Origin of the sequence: Bacillus sp. FSL K6-3312 (assembly GCF_038007485.1) — a bacterium.
Taxonomy (GTDB): domain Bacteria; phylum Bacillota; class Bacilli; order Bacillales; family Bacillaceae; genus Bacillus; species Bacillus pumilus.
Genome location: NZ_JBBOXI010000002.1, coordinates 1 through 21113 on the forward strand (window position 1 = coordinate 1; position 21113 = coordinate 21113).

The following is a 21113-nucleotide window of genomic DNA, read 5'->3' on the forward strand; positions in this document are numbered from 1 at the left end:
ATCGATAGACAAGAATAATGGCAAGGTAAATCCTCTACATACAAAATCACTTTCAAAGTCTACAGATGACGAGGGTGCATTCTTTATTAACTACTCTAATGGTTATGTTTTACATGACATTAACGTTGGTTTTACAGAGGATGGCTTAGTAGGAGAATTAGTCTACTGGAAAGAAGATGGCGAAGATAAGAAACAGGTTGAACTTGAAGGGTCGTTGACTTCGGCAATATTTGAAGATGGGAAAATATATGCCGTTATTAATAATAATAACGATAGTGTTATAGTGTCTTCCATAGACCCAAAAAATCATAAAGAAAAACGAAAAGAGATAGACATGGACTCGGTATTCTTCCCTGACAACAATGAATCCTTGAAGTCATTAAACAATAAAGAATTGTTGGTTGCCGTAAACGATGACGTTGATAGTAAGAAAAATTCTATGTTGGTTATACTCGACAAGAAAACTCTCGATACGAAAAGAAAGAGTGTCATGGATGAAGGCTTCACTATCTACAAGACTAATGTAGACAAGGATAGAGTCACGATAGTCTCCTATGAAGGAGAAGTCAAGACATTCAACAAAGACCTCAAAGAGATATCATCTGAAAAAATTCCACTTAATTTTAAATCAGATGACGAACGTTTAGAAGAAGTCAAGATTTTAGACGGCAAGGTTTATGCATTGGTAAGAATGTTTGATAGAGATAAGGATGGAATTATTGGCAGAATTATTGAATATAATATTAAAAGTAAAGACTCTAAAGAGATACCTCTAAAAGCTAATAGAGATTGGGAAATGACAAGCTTTGAAGTTGTAAAATAACTGACGAGGAGAGTGGAGTAAATTAACTTACATTATCTTCAACCCAGGGCTCTTGTCTTATTCACATTACCATTATTGTATTTGGCTTGGGGGATTATTGGCTATTTAATCTTTAAGAAGATTCGTGTGGTTCTAATTATCACATTTATAACCTCAACGATTTTCATATTTGCCTACACCGGATTCGACATGTCAAATATGTATTGGGTAGGAATTGTGACTTTTTTAAGCATGTGTACGTCCTTAATGGTTAAAATTATACGAGAGATGTATATTCGCTACAAAAAAGCATAACAAACAGTCAAAGCTTGTGTTCCCGAACACGAGCTTTATTTTTTGGGTATACCACTGATGTAATCACTTTGTCAGCCATTTCATGTGAGACAGCAGCAGAATGAAAAAGAGGAAACAGTTTGCTATTACAAGCGAGTCATTAAGATTTTGGATCAAGTAGATAAAACCAGTAAGGAAATCGAAAAAATAAAGTAGCACTTATTGCAGGTGGATTTTTTCCTGCTTTAAAGCTCTTTCTCTATGGCGATAAGTAGTATTACTTATTTTTACATAATTTGTTTAAAAAGGTCATTTGATCTGCGATAATGAAAGAAAAGGGTAAAATGATAGGGGGAGGTTTGTTTGGCAGAAAAAGTAGCAAGCCCACTTGTTGCTAAGATGATCGGTGATTGGTACGGACTTATAAAAAAACAAGATATCCTAAAAGCTGAAAAAAAGAGAAACGAGATAGTACAAGCTTTCGAAAATATGGCAGAAGACCAAAATGTCTTATTATATTTTAACTTGATTGATTCCAGATACAAAATGATGGTACAGGAGTTTGAGGGATCAAAAGCTTTATTGAAGCAAATAGACATTGAAGAGAAGCAGAAAACGGATGACATGATTCAGTATTATTATTTCTTCTTCAATGGCATGTATGAGTTCTATAAAAATCGATTTTCAGACGCTATCAACTATTATCATATCGCAGAGACCCGCCTTAGAAATGTTCCTGACGAATTAGAACGTGCTGAATTTAACTATCAGCTTGCGATTGCGTACTACAAAATCGCACAAAATCATTTCTCCATTAACCATGCCAAAAAAGCTTTAGAAAGCTTTAAATCAGCAGATTTACAAGAGAGTCGGGTAGCGATTACTCTAATGGTAATCGCATCAAATAAGATGGATTTAAACCAATTTGAACAAGCTAAATCCACCTTTAAGGATGCTATCAATTTAGCAGCATCTTCTAACCTTGATTTGCCACAAGCGCTAGGGTATTTCAACATTGGGGTATGTTATGAGCGCCAAGGAATGCTTCAGCAAGCTTTAGACTCTTTCCAGAATGTCTTGTCTATTGAATTAAAAAAACCACATACTACGCTGAATATGAGAACAAAGTACATGTTAGCGCGTGTACTCTTCCAGTTATATAAAACAGCTGAAGGGCTGGATGCATACAATGAATCACTAATATTAGCGAATGAATTAGCTGACAATGCGTATATTGCTAAGTTAAGCATCATACATTCAATTTATGTAATAGGTGATGAAATCCAACTAGATGCAGCTCTGAATGTACTGAAAAATCAAAAACTTTGGAAAGATGCCTCCGAATTGTCAATTATGGCAGCAAGATTTTATAAAAAGCAGGATAATCACAAGCTGGCATCAAAATACTTTGATGAAGGTTTGGAATCACAAGCCAAAAAATTGTCATGGATGGAGGAAATTGAATGAAGCAACTGAAAGTAATAATCTTGAGCCTTGCCTTATTAATGGGTATCACAACTACTGTACAGATAAATTCCTCGAATGATTTTCAAACCGCAGAAGACGGATACTTTGGGTAGAAGATAGTAAACATGCCTTGGAATACGATTATCGGTGCTGGTATTTTTGTTGTGATACCTGTAGCCATCATCACAGCAATAGTGTACTTTATTAAACGCAAAAAAGGATGCCCAAAGCATCCAGGTAAATGGATGAAAAATGAATAAAGAAAAAGCCCTGTCCGTAGGGCTTTTTTTTGTTTGTCTTTATTCAGTTCGATGCCTCATTTTATGGACCGTTCTAAAAGATGCTTCAACACCAATGAAGACGACAAAGAATATAACAACCCAACTGAACAGGTCGGCCCAAACATTAGACATGTTGATAACCCCGAAGTTACTTAATCCCGATTGAATCACAAACGAGATTAAAGTAGTGATAAACACAGTTGAAAACCAATTTGTTTTCTTCAAGATTCACACCTCCTTAGAGGAATTTACAAACATACTTAGTAGTCTTGTTTTCATTTTTGTATCGTTTACAAAATTCGTGGCCACCCATATCTAAGAGCTTTTTACCTAGCCATGCTAGACCTGCGCCAGCCAATACTTTGGCCGCCCATATCACTAATGGCGCAACCATAGTTGTCACTTCGCCTTTTTGTTTTGCAGCTAGTTGATCTTGGTACATCTTTTCAGAATCGCTACCGCCCAATGACTCTAAATGATTTTTGATCTCTACCGCGATATCCTTTGGAGATCCAGCATTGATAACTTTAGATTCGTCAAAGAAAAAAGTTTTATCTACTTCATTGTATGCAGCACCTTATCTCATTCAAGTTCATTTCTTGATATAAGGTTTTTAACCGCCTTACGGATTGCTGGCTCATCAAGCTCTTGGTCTTACCCCTGTCAAGTAGACAAATATAAATAGCTTAAGCTGCCAGTGTGTGACGGTATTCTACCGGAGCACACTGGTTTAATTTTTAATCTTCTATGCTCTTATGAAGCTCTTCTTCAGTTTGATAAGAAGAAAAGTAAGTGTTTTCTGTTTTGAGATGAGAACAGGCATTATCCAGGCAATTCCCCCTTCGGGAATGACTCCCCGTCAATATAAATTGTTAATTTTCCCTATTAGGGCATTCGCACAAAATATTCAGTTCCACATAGAATAAATAGCGACTAAACCTGTGATTTTGCATTTATGCTTTGAAATGGAATGATTGAAGTGAAAAACCTTATGTTAAACAGACTAAAAGACATGCAACATGAAATATCTGGAGATATAATTTGTCCACCTTTCTGTTTCATTACTGGGGATGGTAAGCCCTTTTATTCTTGGGTTTTCACTGGTAATAAAGTATTTGAGACATGCTTTTTCTCTTTGATTTCATTAAATGAGGAGAATAATTGTGTGTTATTGGAGTTACTAGTACCTTGCTTCAAGAATTTTCATCTATGTCAAAAGGGATTATATCGTTCAAACTCGTGTGTTTTGGTAGATGTTTCATTGTTTTGTGGAATTAGTGAGGTTGAACTGCCTGTTTTTGATCATTTCATTTTGGAACACATAGAGAAGTATCCTGTTTTTTGTTGGTTTTCAACTTCCTCCTGTTCTCTTGAATTATGGAGAAATGGAACAAGGAGTATGAATACAGCTACTGTCGTTTTGCACCATCAAGATGAGCAAGACTCCCCGATATCAATCAATATTCAAACGAAGAAGTCATTGCATACATTATGTGTGAAAAAGGGAGAAAGTAGAGCGATTACTGTGAAAGATGTCAATTCTATTATGAAAAATGATTCAAAACATAAGGTTCATGCTTTACTAGAGCTACAGTTGAATCTGATACAAAGAGAGAAAATAAGTTTTCGAATCTAGTCGTTAGTATAATCTAAGTAGGTAACGAGAACATAGACATATTTAGAAATGAATAAGAGGAGGATTAAGATGGCGATTTTAGGTGGATGTAGTAACGAGCAAACGGGCTTTGTAAACGATGCAGTATGTTTTACGATTGATTTAGGGGATACTGGAGGTGTAGCTACACCAGTTTGGGAAGATGGAACTTCTTTTGTTATAAATGGAACAATAATGGTAGAAAACAACGGGATTGAAGGAGTAGGTCCCACAGCTTCTCTTACAGTTAATGGAACAGCAGTAGCGGGATTTACAGTAGCACCAGGAGAAAGTAGATCAATCACTTTGAATGATATCAACTCAATAGGTATTGTTGGGGCAGGGGCAACAGGAACTTCAAATGTAACCGTTTCTTTTTCATTAAATTATCAATATTAATCAGTTTGTATCTTTGATTCCACAAACTTTTGCTGAAAGTAGTGACAGAAATGTGCGCCCAACTTAATATGTGTGGATGTAATAAAGGTCCAACAGGCGTAACGGGTTCAACAGGACCAACAGGTCCAACAGGATCAACGGGTTCAACAGGTGGAACAGGTCCGACAGGCGTAACGGGTTCAACAGGATTAACGGGTTCAACAGGACCAACAGGTCCGACAGGATTAACGGGTCCAACAGGGCCAACAGGTCCGACAGGATTAACGGGTCCAACAGGGCCAACAGGTCCGACAGGATTAACGGGTCCAACAGGATCAACGGGGCCAACAGGATTAACGGGTTCAACAGGACTAACAGGTCCGACAGGATTAACGGGTTCAACAGGATTAACGGGTTCAACAGGATTAACGGGTCCAACAGGATTAACGGGTCCAACAGGGCCAACAGGTCCGACAGGATTAACGGGTTCAACAGGATTAACGGGTCCAACAGGATTAACGGGTTCAACAGGACCAACAGGCGTAACGGGTTCAACAGGACCAACAGGTCCGACAGGATTAACGGGTTCAACAGGACCAACAGGTCCGACAGGATCAACGGGTCCAACAGGATTAACGGGTTCAACAGGACCGACAGGTCCGACAGGATTAACGGGTTCAACAGGATTAACGGGTTCAACAGGACCAACAGGTCCGACAGGATTAACGGGTTCAACAGGATTAACGGGTTCAACAGGACCAACAGGTCCGACAGGATCAACGGGTCCAACAGGATTAACGGGTTCAACAGGATTAACGGGTTCAACAGGACCGACAGGTCCGACAGGATTAACGGGTTCAACAGGATTAACGGGTTCAACAGGACCAACAGGTTCAAGTTTAACTACTAATTCTATGTATGCCTCTAATACGTCAGGGAGTACTGTGCTTGTCGTATTAGGTGGAACGGCTGTTTCTTTGCCAAATAATCAGAGCTTAGATGGATTTACTGTGAGTGGGGGGAATACGGTCTTTACTGTACCTGTATCAGGTCGTTATTTTATCACTTATCAAGTGAATACAAATGCGGCTCTGCTTGCCGGCACAAGGGTTATTAATAATGGCATACCAATTCCGGGGTCAATTCTTTCTCCAGCTTTATCAATTGCCAACTACAATGTTTCACTCATTACCACCTTATCAGCTGGAAACCAAATCTCGCTTCAAATCTTTGGGTTGTTAGCGACTGTTGTGTTATTAGGTGGGGGATCGGTTGGTGCATCATTATGTATCATTCGATTAGAGTAGTACGTTACGTTATAATTAACATATCAATAAAAGTATGACCAAAAAAGGGCCCTGGGATAAGGTTGGAGATATTTTCTCTCCAGCCTTATTTACCTTCCGAATGGATCTACATTTACCTTCTAGTACAACAACAGACAAACAAAAAAGCACGACTTCACTCACTTACTTTTCGTAAGTTTACATAATGACCCTTCGGGGCAGTCTTTTTTTTAGCCGATCCTCATATTCGGGCAAATTCCGCCTTCAGGAGGGATTTCCCGTTTGGGAAATAATCGAAAAATCGGCCCTCATTAAGAAAAAGCCGATCTCTGTTTTTCTCCAGATAGCTCAATATTTCATACCTACCCAATGATTGAACAAATTTCAGCTTCATTATATGATTTTCTGTTGCTGGTCTTATGCTTGCCACTTATTTGTACACAGTGAACGTATATTTATTGCAGGGTTACTTCAGAAATTATTACACCACTGTGATCCTAAATAATTGAATATTTAGGTTGCGTATAGATATATGAACAGACTAACCAAATAAAAAGACTGAGCACACAGTCATTTAAGTGTGGAAACAAAGTGTATTATATGATAATATGTACTTGTGTAGTTAATCAATCTAGGCGAGATTGATATCTGTTTTCACTGTCTACAAGACGGTTCAATGGTGAGTCCTTTAAATTTCACTATTGAGAAATTAAATGAAGCATTATTGGGCACTCGGTAGGCGAACCGTGTGCTTTTTTATTTTAAGAGTATTTTAAATGGATAAATTGAATACAATAAAGAGTAAGAAACAAGATAGCTCTCCCAGAATTACAGAAACGTAATAGAACATGTTTACTTGGCGAGGTAAACTTGTGCTATCTTAATTCTCACTCTTTTTTACAGGCTAATTAAACAGGCTAGAGAAAATGCTTTTCGCAAGCTGTAACAGGTCCTTGGCGATAGGACCGTTTAAAAAACGAAAAACTTCATATGCTAATGCAACATGCAGTTTGTTTATTGGCTTCTTGCGAGAAGCTTTTTTTTCTTTATATCGCGAGACTCTAGTCTCGCGTTGTGTAGTTATTTTCTCTGAATTCACTATCTACTTCACCCCCTTGATATAAGATAGGGGTGGGAGAACTATTGCTTGCTAACGTCTCTAATGTACATTTTACCAGCATGTCTATTGAAACACGACAAGTATATACACGAAAAAAGCAAAATTCTTAAAGACCTCACCCCTACTCTTCTATACTTTGAAATATTAGCTTTTTACAGGTTTCTTTTAGAAATAAATGAAATTTTTTAAAAAAACCTGATGGGCTTAAGCCCATTCTTTCTTTGCTTAAGCAAAGAATTTGATAAAGAACTCTTGATGTTGTCAAACGGATAAACACCTCCTACAAATTGCCTCCTTACTCTTAATATAAGACTTCAACACAAAATTTTTGAAATTCCTGAAAAAATTTTGGGTCTGCATTAATTAGTAGTAAGCGTATAGAAAGTGTTGCAACGTGCAGACGATCGGTAAGACCTCACATTCTTCTCCTCGTAAAACAACCCTTTTTACATAAAAAAAGAAGCCGTTAACGGCTTCTTGTGTTTATTTTCACTTTTCCACTATTTCATATCCTAAACCTATAAGACACAGTTTAAAACCCATTTCATAACCCAGCTGGTATGAATCTTCATCTTTATGGAACTTCTTATGTAACTTCGCATCCTTGTATGTTGCAATTAAGTTTTTAGCAAGCGACTGTTCCATTTCGGGTATGCGGGTGGATACCGGCACTAATTTATATTCCATAATACGCTTTCCTCCTTGATCCTCGATTTCAAAACATCCTTTTTATAAAGCTATTTCGATTACGGCCACTTCTTCACCATTATACCTTGTCACAAAGGAAACCTCTTCTTCCGGAATTCCCACACCTAGCAAAAACGACTTAAAAGCGCGGCCACCTTCCCCGCCATAATTACTGGCTAAACCTCCATCAATAAATAATTTATAGCGAACGGTCTCCACATAAGTATGAAATCTTGCTTTATGACCATTTCTAAAGTGCGTAATATGTGTAATCTCTCCCAATTTTGGAAGCAATGCTAAAGCAAAGTTTAAAGTCGATTGACTCCCCAGTTCCTGAATAATGATCGATGCTTCATCGATTGGAAATGGTGGATTAAACTCCGTATCCTGTCCTAAATAGTGTTCTTTAATAATTGCCATGTCTAAATCCTCCTTTAAATTTCTTGTTAAAATAACGGATTCCTGAATCAATACACAAATAAATATGAATTATCCCCGTGACAATGAAGCTCAAAGGAGCAAGTAAATATCCAATATCCATCACTATACTTGATCTAAGAAATACTCCGATCATCACAATAAAGGCAGAAACAATAATGCTGTAAATCCAATACCTTATAGTGTTATCTCCTATGTTATACAGTATTTTTCGCACTATTTTCACACTCCGGAAAGATTTTTGGTTGTGATGTGGTGAAAACCCGAACAAAACAGCTGCCCTGGCTCCAGGAAAATCAATCAAAACACGAATAAAAAGACAGTTGGTAATCTTTCAAGATTTCAATCTTCCAAGGCTGCTATTTCGTCTAATAGAATTTTTGCCCCTTCTCGACTTAATACGATACCTCCCGATAAGGTCATATTTTGATCAGACTCCTCACCAGTGTAGATACAAGCTTTATTTCGGTAATATTTACGCAAAATGATTTTTTCGTCTTCAACAAGTATCTCCATCGGATCACGTTCTTTAATGTCTAATACTCTTCTTAGCTCTTTGGGTAAAACGATTCTTCCTAACTCGTCCACTTTTCGCACAATACCTGTACTTTTTATCAATTGTGCCTCTCTCCTCTCATATTTTCAGGATGCTTCTGACGCAATTAATGGGTGATTGTTCATCAAAATCAATTTAATTGCGTCAGAATGCTCATATACAACACTGTTTTCCTGTAATTCTTGGCGTGTTTAATCTTGCGCCTGCTGTCCTCCTACATTGGCAATAAATTCAACATTATCGACTTTCCACTCTCCATTATCCAACGCAATCAGCTGTGTCTTGATTACGATTTTCTGTTCGCTCGCTGTGCCATTATAGCTTGTGCGTGCAGTGAACTCATTCATAAAAGAAACTTCTTTCTTGTCTGATTGATATTCATAGCTTTGCAAGCCTGAAATAGAAGAAGAAACATCCGATCCTTTCTTTGGAATACTGCTTCCGCTTGGATAAGTGGATTGGTAACCTTTTTCAGTCATTAATGGTTCAATATCTTTATAACGCTGCTTCGTATTTCTGTAGGTGAAAAATTTATTAATAAACTCATTATTCAACTCTGCGGCCTTTGTCTGGTCAACTTTTTTCAATCGATCAATTTGTGCAGAATAGTTTTCTTTTTGCTTCGTGACAGCTGCTAAATCCCTTTTTAAAGATTGGGTGTAAAGCAGCATCAAAGCCACGACAACAATCGAAACAATTATAACAATTCGTGTCCCGCGCCTTTTCTGCTGATCTTCCACATTCTCACCCTCTCTATATTCTTCTGAACCCTAAATATGGATAAAGCTTTTTCCATGTTTCTACACTCGAATATTCAAGACCCGAATCATTGGAATTAATGAATTTTCCATCACCAACATACATTCCAACATGAGTCGGTCCCGGCGCATATGTGCTGAAAAAGACCAAGTCGCCCGGCTCTGCCTCATCATCAGGAACTGGCTTTGTTTTCTCATACTGTGTCGCAGCATTACCATTGAGATCAACACCGATTTGCCCAAAAGCATATTCCATGAGGCCGCTACAATCAAAACCTCCAGCCGATGGAGTCCGGCCGCCCCACACATAAGGCATACCTAAATATTCTTTCATAATATTGTGTACTTGAGCATAATCGAATTTTTGGTTTTTCCCTCCGCCTTTGCCTCCTCCTGTGTCTAGATATCTAAGTACATGATCAACATAAAGTGGATCTCCATAACTCGACCAACCTACCTTTGCGGCCTGTTCTTTGCTGAACGAGAGAGCAAGCTCTTTCGAATACTTGCCCCCATTTTTTTTAACGTAATCAATGAACCCGCCGCCGTAGTTATAGGCTTGGAGTGTCAATTTAATGTCGCCACCTGCTTTATCTAAGACGCTTTTAAAATGTTTCATTCCAACATCTATACTGACTTCTGGATCAGTAATTGTATTGGGCGGCAAACCAATTGATTCCGATGACTGCATAACGTCTAAGTGTCGGCCGCCGCTTTCTTGCATGACAAGCGCCATAATCACGTCTATATGCTTTGTAAGATCATACTTTTCAGCATATTTTTCAAATAGAGGGCGATATCGTTCCACATCCTGACTGATTTTCGCTTTGCCTGAGATACTACTGTCTATACCGACTCGGCCGCCTTCGTCATCTCCAGCACCAAACAATAGGATGAATCCCATAAGTGCGGTATACCCCGCTACGGCCATTATGAGGCCGATGACAAGAATCTTTTTCATGCTTTATTCACCCCGTACCCGATTAGGGTTTTCAGGTAGATGTTTCTCGGAAACGTTCTGTGCTTGACGTTCGTCTTTTCTTTCCCCTCGGGCTTTTGGCTGAGAGCGATTAGGTCTTGCATTTTGCTTTTCATTTTCTCCTGCTGGAGGCTCCATTGCTGAAAGGCTAGACAAATCATTACCTTCAGTGGAACGTGTTTTCTCTACTGATCGAGCCGTCTCATTCCTTTGTACATTTTGACTTTTCGATAGCTGCGGCTGCTGTTTCCTTTCACGTCTCACATTCTCATCCCATGATGTGACACGCGGACGTGTATTCTCACTCGAAGAACTTTCTGATACCTGTTGAGTCCGGTATCGCTCTCTATCTAAAGGCTCTGCCTTCGGCGCCGCATTCTGTGTCTGCGGTTCTCGCTCTTGTTTATTCCGTTCGTCAACTGTCCCCCCTGAATGCCGCTGCTTTTGTCTATCTGAATCTTCCTGCGATTCGCCTTGTGATGTCCTGTCTTTCCGACCGTCCTTGAACTTACTCATGTTGACAACTTTATCGGCTGAATTTCCTTGTGAGGTACGTCCCTCGGAACGGTCAGGAGAATCATTCAAATTGCTTTTAAGCGCATTAGCTGAAACATCACCTGCGGTCTCTCGGTTTTCATTTCGTTCTTTAGCTTGTTGCAATGCCGCAGCTGAAGCTCCGCCAGTATAAGCAGCCGCAGCTGCACCGGCCAAGTTCTTAGCAGCTCCAATGGTTTTTTCTGTTGGCTGACGAATCCCTTTATCATAAGCTTGTTTGACTGTTCCGCCATCCACTGAAACCACCCTACCAGCTGTTACAAACTCAATGATTTTATCTCGAAACTTAATCATTAAGATAATAGCAACCGCTGTCACAAAAGCATTCAGCATGTATTTTCCTGGTGTATCCATCGGAATCAATTCACCTGTTATATCAATGATCAAAAACGTAAATAGAAGAATGATCCCTACAAAAGCTTTCATTAAAAATGCACCAACCAACCTGCCAAGTGTGTACCAACCACTATTTGAAAAATTCGGCAAGAAGGAAATAATAAAGCTGAACGCAAGTATGACGCCTATTGCTAAAACAAGAATTTGAACGACAAAGTTAACAAACGCCACCAACAGTAAAGGAAGACCCAGCACACAAGCAAATGCTAACGAAAATATAGCCACGCCGATTTTATTCGGAATTCCTGATTGCGACATCATGGTATTACCCAACTGATCTGCCTCATTCGCAGCAATTTTTTTCCTCTCTTTATATCCATCTGCATTAAGCTTATATTCCAGTAGTTTAGTGATTCTATCCTTATCATCCTTTGTGATCTTACTCTCATCTGTCATGCCATAGTTCATATTTAAATATGGCTTATAGACAGCAATATCAAAATATTTATTCCGAAGGAGAGCAATAGACCCTTCTAATTCTTCGCCTTGTGCAATGTCTTGGTCATCATTGAAAAGCGTTCCGCTTTTCATAATAAGCCCCTGAACTTCACTGCTAACATTGTTCATCGCCTTTAAAAACCAACCGGCTTGCGTGAACCAAACGAAAGCGACCAGAATCACAACAATCAATCTAACTGTATGTTGCCCTGCCTTCATACTGTTTTTTTGACCCGCATACTGATAAAAAATATATAGAACTGCTATCACAAACAATAAAACACCGAATGCCGCATAAAGGTTTTCCCATAAAGTAGTTGATATTTCCCCGATTTTATCCGCGAATTTATTTACCACTTCAACGTTATATAGCCAGTCAAGACCGGTATCAACTAAATTCGCAACCATCTTAGTCATTCCAAAAGTAATATTTGCGATACTATTCAGATTTTTATTGATGTTTTTTTCCGAAAAGGGATTGAAACTCGACTCTACATCAGCTACAGCTTCGTATTGATCATAGCTATATCTTTGACTATCAAGAGTGACTCCCCCCTGCTTTACATCCTTTGGCTGCACTTTATTACTATTATCATCTGCAAAAGCAGCAGTCCCTAAAAAGGAGATGACAATGACGAAAACCGATAGAGTAAACAGTATTATTTTCGAGTTTTTTTTCATGTCTTCCCTCCTGTCTACATATATACATTCAGGCTTATTCTTCTACATTTTCCGTATAATCAGGCTTTCCAAGATTGTCATCATCTTCTGGATACAAGTCATATTCATCGTTCTTTTGTTTTTCATAAGTTCTTCTAATTGTGTCGCCTACTCTAATTCGATAATCCAACGAAATGTACTTCCCATCTTTGTATACACGAATCTCAGCATTTTTTCGATCTAATTCATCTATATCTTTTTTTACACCTGGTCGCTGTAAACTCTGATTTTCCAGACTTATCACTTGATCTATGGCTTCATCATATTTCGCCTTTGTGCTGCCGCAACCGGCTAGGCCGGTTATGGCAGCCAAAAGAGCAAAAGATAAAACAAGTTTTTTTATCATGCCAGTTCCTCCTCTGCTCTAGCTGAGTGCGATTTTTCAACTGTTTTGAATGCAGCTCGCCACTCTTCAAACAAGCAATCTATTGATAACTTTCCAACACGGCCGTAAAAATCCATAAACAACGCCTGACCTTTTACCATATTCGCAAGCATCTCCTCATTTTGTTTTGTTTGCGGAAGGTTCATCGTCTTTAAAATATCCGGCCGGTCAACATCGTTATCGAAAGCAAAACGCGCACCGAAATTCCCCTTGTCATCATCTGTTTCGGAGTCGGCCATATTCTGTGAAACAAGATAAAGCTGATTTTTAAAGGAACGACCAACACGCTTCATATCCTTGATTAATCGTTTACCTCCGCGGGCTTTAGTCAATGTCCAAGCTTCGTCAAAAATGATTGCTGTCGGATCATCATGACTGCGGCGGCCAAATTTTTCACAGAATTTTGCAAGACTAATCATAATGCTAAGACTTTTCCTGTCGCTGTCACTGTAATAACGTGGGTCATCATCTTCTTTCGGTAAGTCTAAACCGGCAATTTCTAAAATAGTTACTTTGCGGTTCAAGTTAATGGCATCAGCATCCCCATAGCTGAAAACTAATTGAAGAATGCTATTCTGAACCATTTGTACAAGTAGCTCGCCCGCACCCTTAATTGTTGGGTCTTCCTTATTTGCTGCTAGATGATCTACAACATGCATAAGTCCAACGGTTTCGCCCCTTGCTTTTCGTTCAATAACCGCATCTAAAGTTTTCAGAACTTCCGTTTTTACAGTATCTTTCCCATGTAAATCATAAATTTGTTCAATGATGTTTTGAGCAGCCTCTTTCGCTTCAAAGCCATCAAGGAAGATAATTGGGTCTAAAACGCCGAAATTCCTTTTATCAGAGACATCAAGCGTGACATAGTGAAATGAGCGAATCAATTCGACAAACATCGGATACTTAACCCGTACATCTGGATCATTAATCGCTTTCGTAAACCACTTTCGTATCTCCACCTTTGGATCAGTCATTAATACCTGACAATCCAAAAATGAGAGATATAGCAGGATCATTTTCACTAAAAAGGACTTACCTTTTCCAGTGGCTCCCGTAATATTTACATGCGGGCTGTCAGTAGAAGCACCCGCGATCCCCTCATTAGCAATAAACGGATGGTAAAGTACAATATCTCGACTACTTGCTATAGATTGATCAATCGGGACTTTTTCTGTAAATTTGTCAACTCTTCCAAAATAAAAGCCCACATTAGAACCTAACCGGCTTGATACACCAAAAAGGTTTTCTGCAAAGCCTTCGTGTGTTGTTGACTGAACCCAGTTTTTCTCAAATTGCAACGGTGTACCATGTAAAAATTTATAGAAAAGTTGCAACTGATCCGCGATAGGACGCACACAATATATTTGTGAATGCTTCATGATCCTAATGACTTCGCTTGCTCTGTGCTTACATTCCTTTTTAGTCTTTCCACTGACAACAAAAGTCGCTACCCACTTCAAATATGGCGCATTGTGATTACGGATTTTATTGTTTAAATCAGTCAGCAATTCACGGCCAGATAGGAGCCTGTCATCTACTTCATCAACCTGGTTCATATCCTCCTGTGTTTGCTTGAAACGTTGTTTTGTTAAAGCAATCTTGCTCAATGTTGATTCTCTTGACTGGTATTGTGCTTTTATATGCAGCTCTACGGGAAAATTTAAGTTTTGCGCCCTTTGGAAAATGTGGGAGTATTCCATATCTTCGGGAAAGTCATCGACTACGACAAAACTTGTATAGCATTCCCCTTCGGTTGTCTGAAGCTTTAGAAACCCGGGTTCTGTTGGATCAATAATGGCATCAGTTATATTTGTTTGACCGCGCTTTTTTTGTTCTTCAACCACACTATGGTGTATATCTCTTAAGAAATTGTATCGGTTTATATAGATCAATTGATCTTCTGTAAGCCGGCGACCGCCAACACTTGCCACCAGTTGAAAAAGGTCTTTTTCAAGCCCTTCAAATCGTTGAAAAAACTCTGCGGTCATTTCTCTTTCCAATCCCAAAAGGTTAACCAATACGTCTGAAACAGACGTAAAGGCATTCTTCACAATTCCTTTGATATCTTCCGATCCTTCTAAAAGGTTTCCTTTGAGGCGGACACCAAGGATGAAATCAGGCTGCGTAACGCTGCCAAGCTCATTTTCTAAAATATTAATCGTTTCTCGGTTGTAATAGCGCCCGATCTCTAAGGTGCTCGGATGAAAGTCTTTCTCCAAATAACCAAAGCGCTGCTCTAAATCCATCTGCTGCGGGTACATTTCTAAGTGAATATCTTTGTACTGTTCCAATTCTTTAAACAAAATTCTAAACTCTGCTTTGTGATCCTCGAGCTTCTCTTTATTACTCTGAGGCACAACAACGGGGCTAATTCGATAGAAAGCATAAATCTCACCCGATTTCGTCAACATAAGATTGTCGTGTACGCTTTTGATCGGTGTCTTTAGTTTCACCGTTATCACCGCCCCTTCTTCGAATAATTGTATCTTCAAAGGTTACTTGTTTAATATTTGAGTATAAAACCTCTTGGTCATTGGCATATTTGCGCTTTGGAAGATATACGCTAAAAAAATAGTTCGTAAAGTCAAATAGAAAACGATGTATCTTCTTCCCGTTATATTTCTGTTTGTGGAGAAACCCGCTTAACAAAAAAGGAATACCAATATACAATACGAGGGTTAATCCTGGCATAATCGAGCCGATACTATTAAAGAAGTTACGAAAAGCAAGCATGGTGAGGAATATTACTGCGAATAATATTCCTCGCATCAAACTAAGTCCAAAATTCAAATTGAGACGCCACAGTTTATAAAGGGTTATAGGGTGATTCATTGTTTTTTTATAGTTGTATGACCTCATTCCTTACCCCCCAAATACAGTCGTAGCAAGTTCACCCAATTGCTTTAAAAGTCGCTCTGGATTACCTACTGCGAAAAATACGAATCCAGCGACAATGACGAATCCAATCAATTTAGGGAAATCCTGTCTAAATAGATAGTAAATACCGAAGCAAACCAAAACAATTGCAACAGCGTTTCCGCCTTCAGTTTGTATCCAGTTTGTTAAATTACCGAGAGACGGAAGACTAGCAGCTAAAACGGGATTTGCAAAAAAATTCATCATGATTATTTTCCTCCTAATGTGTTTTCCATTTTTTCTACAAAATACTTACCATCACGTTTACTTAAGTGCATGGTGAAGCTTTCTGTATTCTCAATGCCAAGTTCTTTTTCTCTAAATTTTGCATTGGTTTTTACGATGTAACCATTTTTCCCTGAAGCATAGACTTTGAGATTTTCTAAGCCGACAAATGAACGCTGCCCATTTAAAGCCTGCGGCTTCTCCATCATATAAGTGAGATCATCTGTCGTTCCATCAGCATATTTTTTGAAGAAATCATTAAGCCAATTTTGAATCTGCTGTTTCTGTGCTGCCTGAATTTCAGATTCATCAGTTAACGGGTTAGTTTCGCTTTGTACGCCTTTTGTTTTCACATCCGGCAACGGTGTGAAATACAGGTTAGAAACAACTGCATAACCACCTTTAGAAGCCTTTACAGGCACATTAAGCAGCATAGAACGCCCTGTCTTTTTCTCTTCTTCGTATTTCTCTTTCACTTTTTCTTTTTTCTTGCCTTTTTTCTTCTCCACTTTTCGCTCTTTTTCCTGAATGGCGACATTATCATAATCTACGCGGTACTGTAAGATCGCCTTATCATCAGCGAACTGCACATCATATAACGTTTTACTATTCAACTTCCGGTATCCGCCTACATCACCAGTTGGATCAACCATTAAACCTTCTGCATAATAGCTTTTGAGTGCTTCTTCTCGCGCTTTCTTTTGTTCACTATCACGTGGAATATTCATGTATTCATCGACCACTTGATTAGCGAAAATCTCCATTTTCGGACTACGGTAAACATCATATCCGTTTTCATCCTGACCAGCTGTAACAGCAGCTAGCGCCGTCTCGGTAGCTTTGGATCGATTCAAAGCATTTTGCGAACGACCAAAAGCCAATATCCCAGATAATCCAACGACACCGATCAGTACCCAAACAAATATGACAGCACCTTTTCCATTACGTGCCTTTGGCAATTTACGGCTCTCTTTTTTGCTCCGCTTGATCCTATTGTCTGAAAAAATGTCCGACATTTTTTCTTTCAAACCGCCTAATCCCATTTGTCTCCCCCTTTCAATAAATTGCGCCTTCCGCTTGGTGCGGTCGGACTGCAATTCTTGTTTAGACACTTCTGAGTTCGACTCTTTTTTTTCATCTAATCCATTCATTGGATTGCGAAAATAAATGATTTTCCGTCTTTCAACAGGCTTTAACCCCCTCGCTGCCTTTCTGACAACGACAAAAACCCCAGTTTCTAAATCCTTTATTTCGTCTGGATGGACATAGAATTTTTTTACTTTCCGGCTTGTTCCTTTTTCCGCTTTAAACTCAATTCTTTTTAAAGGACCACCGATATTTTCCGTCTGTGTGGTCAGATCCACGTCATTATAAGTCCCAATTATAGAAGCCACTGTTTCCGCGGATGTAGCCTCATTACTTCGGCCAAAAAAGAACGTATTACAGTTATCAATTACCTGCTTTGAAATGTCCTGTCCGTTAATAACTAAATCTCCTAGCGACTGTATCCCAATAGCTGCCCCAAATTCAGCGCTCCGAGCCCGCGCAATGATGTTTACGATGGTTTCAGACCCATAAGCCCCAAACTCGTCAAAAATGCCGAGAGCGCCTTTCTGAACGTCCTGACCGTATCTAGTTGTGACACTGAATGATAAATCAGCAATGACAAATCTTGCAAAACGTTTGATAAACTCGGAATAAATGTTGCTATTAAACGAGAAAATAACGCTTTCTCCACGTTCTAATACCTCAAGCAGATCGAGACCATTAGGGTCATCTTCAAGAAGTTCACCAAGTTCTGAATAAATCAACTTTTCAAGCTGGGTTTTCATACTTTTTACAAGTATTAGAACAGGATCGTCTTGATTTTCGTCCGTCAAAGATTGGATTTCATCATCTGTTAACTCACTTTTACCGAAAAAACGCTCCATATGAAGGGATGCTCTTGCGCTCAATACTTTATTTTTGACTGGACGCTCTATAATTTCGTACTCTTCTTCCTCTTGCTCTGATTCATTCAGGCCAAGAATATCATCATCTTCTGCCGGCTTTTTTTTCTTGACCGGTACTTTATCTTGGATGACTTCTTCTTTTATTTCCACGTCAGTCATTAATGTTCTGTATACCGCGCTAAGTGACATGTGTTTTGCGATGGTCGCCAAATCAGTATTTAGATCAAAATCATGGATCATGTGAATGACTTTTTGTAAAAAGTTTTCCGCTTCATTTTTATAAAAAGCGTTTTCCCAATCGAAGATTGCCATAATTCGATCCGTCACACTTGTTCTATTACCATGCCTAATTGGGTTGTATCTTAAAGACGTTGTTTCAGAGAATACATGCAGCTTACGGCCGTATTTGTCTGTTAACTTTTTGAACTGAGCAATCGTTTTCGGATCGCCCTTTCCATCAACGAAAAATACTGATTGACCATTCGCCAATGCGCTTTCAGCTGCGGTTAAAATTGCCATCGTTTTTCCGCTTCCAGTAGTTCCTTGAAACAAAATGTGTTTTGTTGTCTCTTCCAAAGCCATTTCTGCTTGTTTTTTATGTTCATCAATACCGAGCAAAATGTGTTCAATTGGCAATGACTTTTCCACTGATTTTGCAACGTTTTTCCGCCATTTTTTTTGCACATTATTGTTAATCTTCACGCGATTCTGATAAATCTTTTCATAATCTTTACTACTGCGGTATTCTTCGATTACATCCTCTTTCGGTTTTACGATCTTCCCCTTGAAAAACTCATATACCGCCAGAGCTAACCGCGCGAAAATAAGAGAAAGAGCCAAAACAGCAATATAAGACTGATAACTTGGATGGAACGGCTGACCGTCATTTATTAACTGCTCAAAATAATCTAACCGATTACCCATACCGGCTATAGATAAGGAAACTGGTATGAATTGAAACAACTGCTGCCATCCTACGAAATACAGCATCAAACCTAAACCTACAACCGCAGGCCAAAAAACAATCTTCAACTTAGATGCCTGCTTTAATGCGTACACAAAGCCAAAAATCAGCAATCCTAAAACAAGCGAGGGTAGAAACGCCAAGCCTATAGCAGCAGCCGCAGCTATCATAGTTCCATACCCAAGCAAAGAAGTGAAATCCGGCTTGCTGTTGTTATCAGGCGGCCGATTTTTATCACTCCAAAAGTTTAAATCCATTTAATCACTCCCATTAGTCAACAAATCATCTAGCATTATAAAAGAAATATCGACCCCAATCGATGAAGCAAACGCATGAACTTGATTTCGGATTGCATCCTCCTTACAGATATAAAAAACGCGATCATATAAGCCATTTTGAATCGACTTTTTATATTGATGCATCTTCTTTTCGATTCTCGCACTCGTTTTCCGGCTTAATTCCACTTCAAAAGCGAAACGGCGCTCACTATTCACCAGGAGAAAATCAGGGACTTCCTGTGCGATGTGTCTTAAAGCATTAGGCTTGCGAGCTTGCTCCACACTCAACGAAAGAACCAATTCACGCGTCAATTCTCTTTCTGTCTTAAAACTAAATTCTGTTCCTTTCGCTGCGTATCGCTCTAAGAGGCTAAAAATCACATCATTCACTGTCAAATCATGCTGCAAAGTGGAATAACTAAGACCTGCGGCACTTCCAATATGACCAATAAATTTCGATCCGCTTTTTGTAATACAAAGAACCTTTCTTCGGCCGAATGTCTTCGTTTCTACAAAGCCCAATTCTTCGCCTTGTGCCCTAGCACGATAAATCGTCATGACCCCCATATCTTTTAAGAAGCGCTCAAGCTGAACGCTCGTGATGACACCGAAACGATCAATAGCTTCAACCACCTTTCGCCTTTTTTCACTTAAAATATAATCCATCTCAACAGACCCCCGAATTTCTAAAATGTTTACACCTCCTTTAGTGTAGCAAGCTTGTTTTCAAAAATATATACCATTTTAGTACCACAAAGTTACCACTTACGATAAATATTTGCTAAGGCTATTGACCTTATCTTACCCTTTGTTTCGGGACTGAAGTTTGACTCACAATGTGCGGACCAAACAACACGATCCTTGCGTCTACCTCATCCGGTTAAAAAACTATTCTTCGAACGGCTGCGCTTAACGTTTTTTCACTTCCCTTTCAAAGAACACTTTCAAATGACCACGACTACACCCACCAACTCACAAAATCCAAACTCTCAACAACTGATATTCTCTACACAAAATACACCGTATCATCTTCACCCCGCCCACCACCACACAACCTTATAACCTCCTCTCTTCATCCTCCTGTACTTGACCTTGAACTTGACCTTAATCTCTTGACCTTGATCTTACTCTCTTCTCTCTCACCTCACTCCTATCTCTTACTTACTGTACCCATCCCACCACCATCCTACATCTCTCTACCCATCAATATTTATCGTTTTACTCGTGACTTCCCTCTTGTACACGTAGTAAGAGGGAAGTCACGAGTAAGTCCTTAGATAAATGTTGATGGGACGCCCTTAAAATAACTTTTTGGTGGTGGGGTGGGTATCTCAAAATTACCACTTCAATACCACCTATTTACCGAAATTATACCACTAGAGGTTAAAAAATCAAGACCTATTTTCATTAAATTCTGATAACAAAAGATGAGCTTTTATCACACATAAATTACCATGAAAAAAGAATTTCAAAGACATGAAAACTGTATCGAATTTCGAATTTTCTCGTGATAGAAGATCATAATCAAATTACATGTTAAGTGGAAATAATCAGAAGAAGTTTCAGTTCCCATCGCCAGAATAG

The 21113-nt window shown here is 39.0% G+C and carries 19 protein-coding genes; 6 read left to right on the forward strand and 13 right to left on the reverse strand.

All coding sequences use genetic code 11. The features are described from left to right. The 6 genes from MHI11_RS20645 to MHI11_RS21000 all read left to right on the forward strand — a co-directional run. Window positions 1-823 (forward strand): hypothetical protein (locus tag MHI11_RS20645; RefSeq protein WP_340962383.1); only part of this gene is annotated, 823 nt, incomplete at its 5' end. 636 nt (window positions 824-1459) lie between these two features. Next, window positions 1460-2563, forward strand: a complete 1104-nt coding sequence (locus MHI11_RS20655) for a response regulator aspartate phosphatase (protein ID WP_340962384.1) — start codon at window positions 1460-1462, stop codon at window positions 2561-2563. Between the two features lie 125 nt (window positions 2564-2688). Next, window positions 2689-2823, forward strand: coding sequence for a hypothetical protein (locus MHI11_RS20660; RefSeq protein ID WP_268454044.1), 135 nt, complete (start codon window positions 2689-2691; stop codon window positions 2821-2823). A 1033-nt stretch (window positions 2824-3856) separates the two neighbouring features. Continuing rightward, complete coding sequence (locus MHI11_RS20665) at window positions 3857-4480, forward strand: CotZ-related putative spore coat protein (RefSeq protein WP_268454086.1); 624 nt, start codon at window positions 3857-3859, stop codon at window positions 4478-4480. A gap of 69 nt (window positions 4481-4549) precedes the next feature. After that, window positions 4550-4897, forward strand: a complete 348-nt coding sequence (locus MHI11_RS20670) for a DUF3992 domain-containing protein (protein ID WP_136945106.1) — start codon at window positions 4550-4552, stop codon at window positions 4895-4897. 50 nt (window positions 4898-4947) lie between these two features. Further along, window positions 4948-6183 carry a BclA C-terminal domain-containing protein gene (locus MHI11_RS21000; RefSeq protein WP_445661873.1) on the forward strand — a complete coding sequence of 412 codons (1236 nt, stop codon included), beginning with the start codon at window positions 4948-4950 and terminating at the stop codon, window positions 6181-6183. Between the two features lie 1220 nt (window positions 6184-7403). Here the strand turns inward: MHI11_RS21000 and MHI11_RS20685 are convergent. The 13 genes from MHI11_RS20685 to MHI11_RS20740 all read right to left on the reverse strand — a co-directional run bounded on the left by MHI11_RS20685 (window position 7404) and on the right by MHI11_RS20740 (window position 20195). Further along, entirely contained in the window at window positions 7404-7547 is a 144-nt protein-coding gene (locus MHI11_RS20685) for a hypothetical protein (protein WP_340962386.1), read from the reverse strand. 224 nt (window positions 7548-7771) lie between these two features. After that, window positions 7772-7969, reverse strand: coding sequence for a hypothetical protein (locus MHI11_RS20690; protein ID WP_340962387.1), 198 nt, complete (start codon window positions 7967-7969; stop codon window positions 7772-7774). A gap of 42 nt (window positions 7970-8011) precedes the next feature. After that, a complete protein-coding gene (locus tag MHI11_RS20695) occupies window positions 8012-8389 on the reverse strand; it encodes a hypothetical protein (RefSeq protein WP_340962389.1) in 378 nt (125 codons plus the stop codon). Window positions 8390-8749: 360 nt separating this feature from the next. Then, a complete protein-coding gene (locus tag MHI11_RS20700; protein WP_135033156.1) occupies window positions 8750-9022 on the reverse strand; it encodes an AbrB/MazE/SpoVT family DNA-binding domain-containing protein in 273 nt (90 codons plus the stop codon). A 132-nt stretch (window positions 9023-9154) separates the two neighbouring features. Next, window positions 9155-9703: a hypothetical protein gene (locus MHI11_RS20705; protein ID WP_135033133.1), complete on the reverse strand. Its 549-nt coding sequence runs from the start codon at window positions 9701-9703 to the stop codon at window positions 9155-9157. Between the two features lie 13 nt (window positions 9704-9716). Continuing rightward, window positions 9717-10652, reverse strand: coding sequence for a bifunctional lytic transglycosylase/C40 family peptidase (locus tag MHI11_RS20710; protein WP_445424534.1), 936 nt, complete (start codon window positions 10650-10652; stop codon window positions 9717-9719). A 33-nt stretch (window positions 10653-10685) separates the two neighbouring features. Continuing rightward, window positions 10686-12770 carry a CD3337/EF1877 family mobilome membrane protein gene (locus MHI11_RS20715; RefSeq protein WP_340962391.1) on the reverse strand — a complete coding sequence of 695 codons (2085 nt, stop codon included), beginning with the start codon at window positions 12768-12770 and terminating at the stop codon, window positions 10686-10688. Window positions 12771-12804: 34 nt separating this feature from the next. Next, a complete protein-coding gene (locus tag MHI11_RS20720) occupies window positions 12805-13155 on the reverse strand; it encodes a cystatin-like fold lipoprotein (RefSeq protein ID WP_340962392.1) in 351 nt (116 codons plus the stop codon). Continuing rightward, window positions 13152-15647, reverse strand: coding sequence for an ATP-binding protein (locus tag MHI11_RS20725; RefSeq protein WP_340962394.1), 2496 nt, complete (start codon window positions 15645-15647; stop codon window positions 13152-13154). The genes MHI11_RS20720 and MHI11_RS20725 overlap by 4 nt, the downstream gene beginning before the upstream one ends. After that, on the reverse strand, window positions 15586-16053 hold the full coding sequence (locus MHI11_RS21005; RefSeq protein ID WP_445424530.1) for a conjugal transfer protein: 468 nt from the start codon (window positions 16051-16053) through the stop codon (window positions 15586-15588). Before MHI11_RS21005 ends, MHI11_RS20725 begins: the two co-directional genes overlap by 62 nt. Before the next feature lie 3 nt (window positions 16054-16056). Continuing rightward, window positions 16057-16317, reverse strand: a complete 261-nt coding sequence (locus tag MHI11_RS20730) for a TcpD family membrane protein (protein WP_326137075.1) — start codon at window positions 16315-16317, stop codon at window positions 16057-16059. 2 nt (window positions 16318-16319) lie between these two features. Beyond that, window positions 16320-19508 (reverse strand): helicase HerA-like domain-containing protein, encoded by a 3189-nt coding sequence (locus MHI11_RS20735; RefSeq protein WP_340962395.1) that lies wholly within the window; start codon window positions 19506-19508, stop codon window positions 16320-16322. Continuing rightward, the gene (locus tag MHI11_RS20740; RefSeq protein ID WP_340962396.1) at window positions 19509-20195 is read right to left on the reverse strand and encodes a hypothetical protein; all 687 of its coding nucleotides are present in this window, start codon (window positions 20193-20195) and stop codon (window positions 19509-19511) included. Between the last annotated feature and the right edge of the window lie 918 nt (window positions 20196-21113).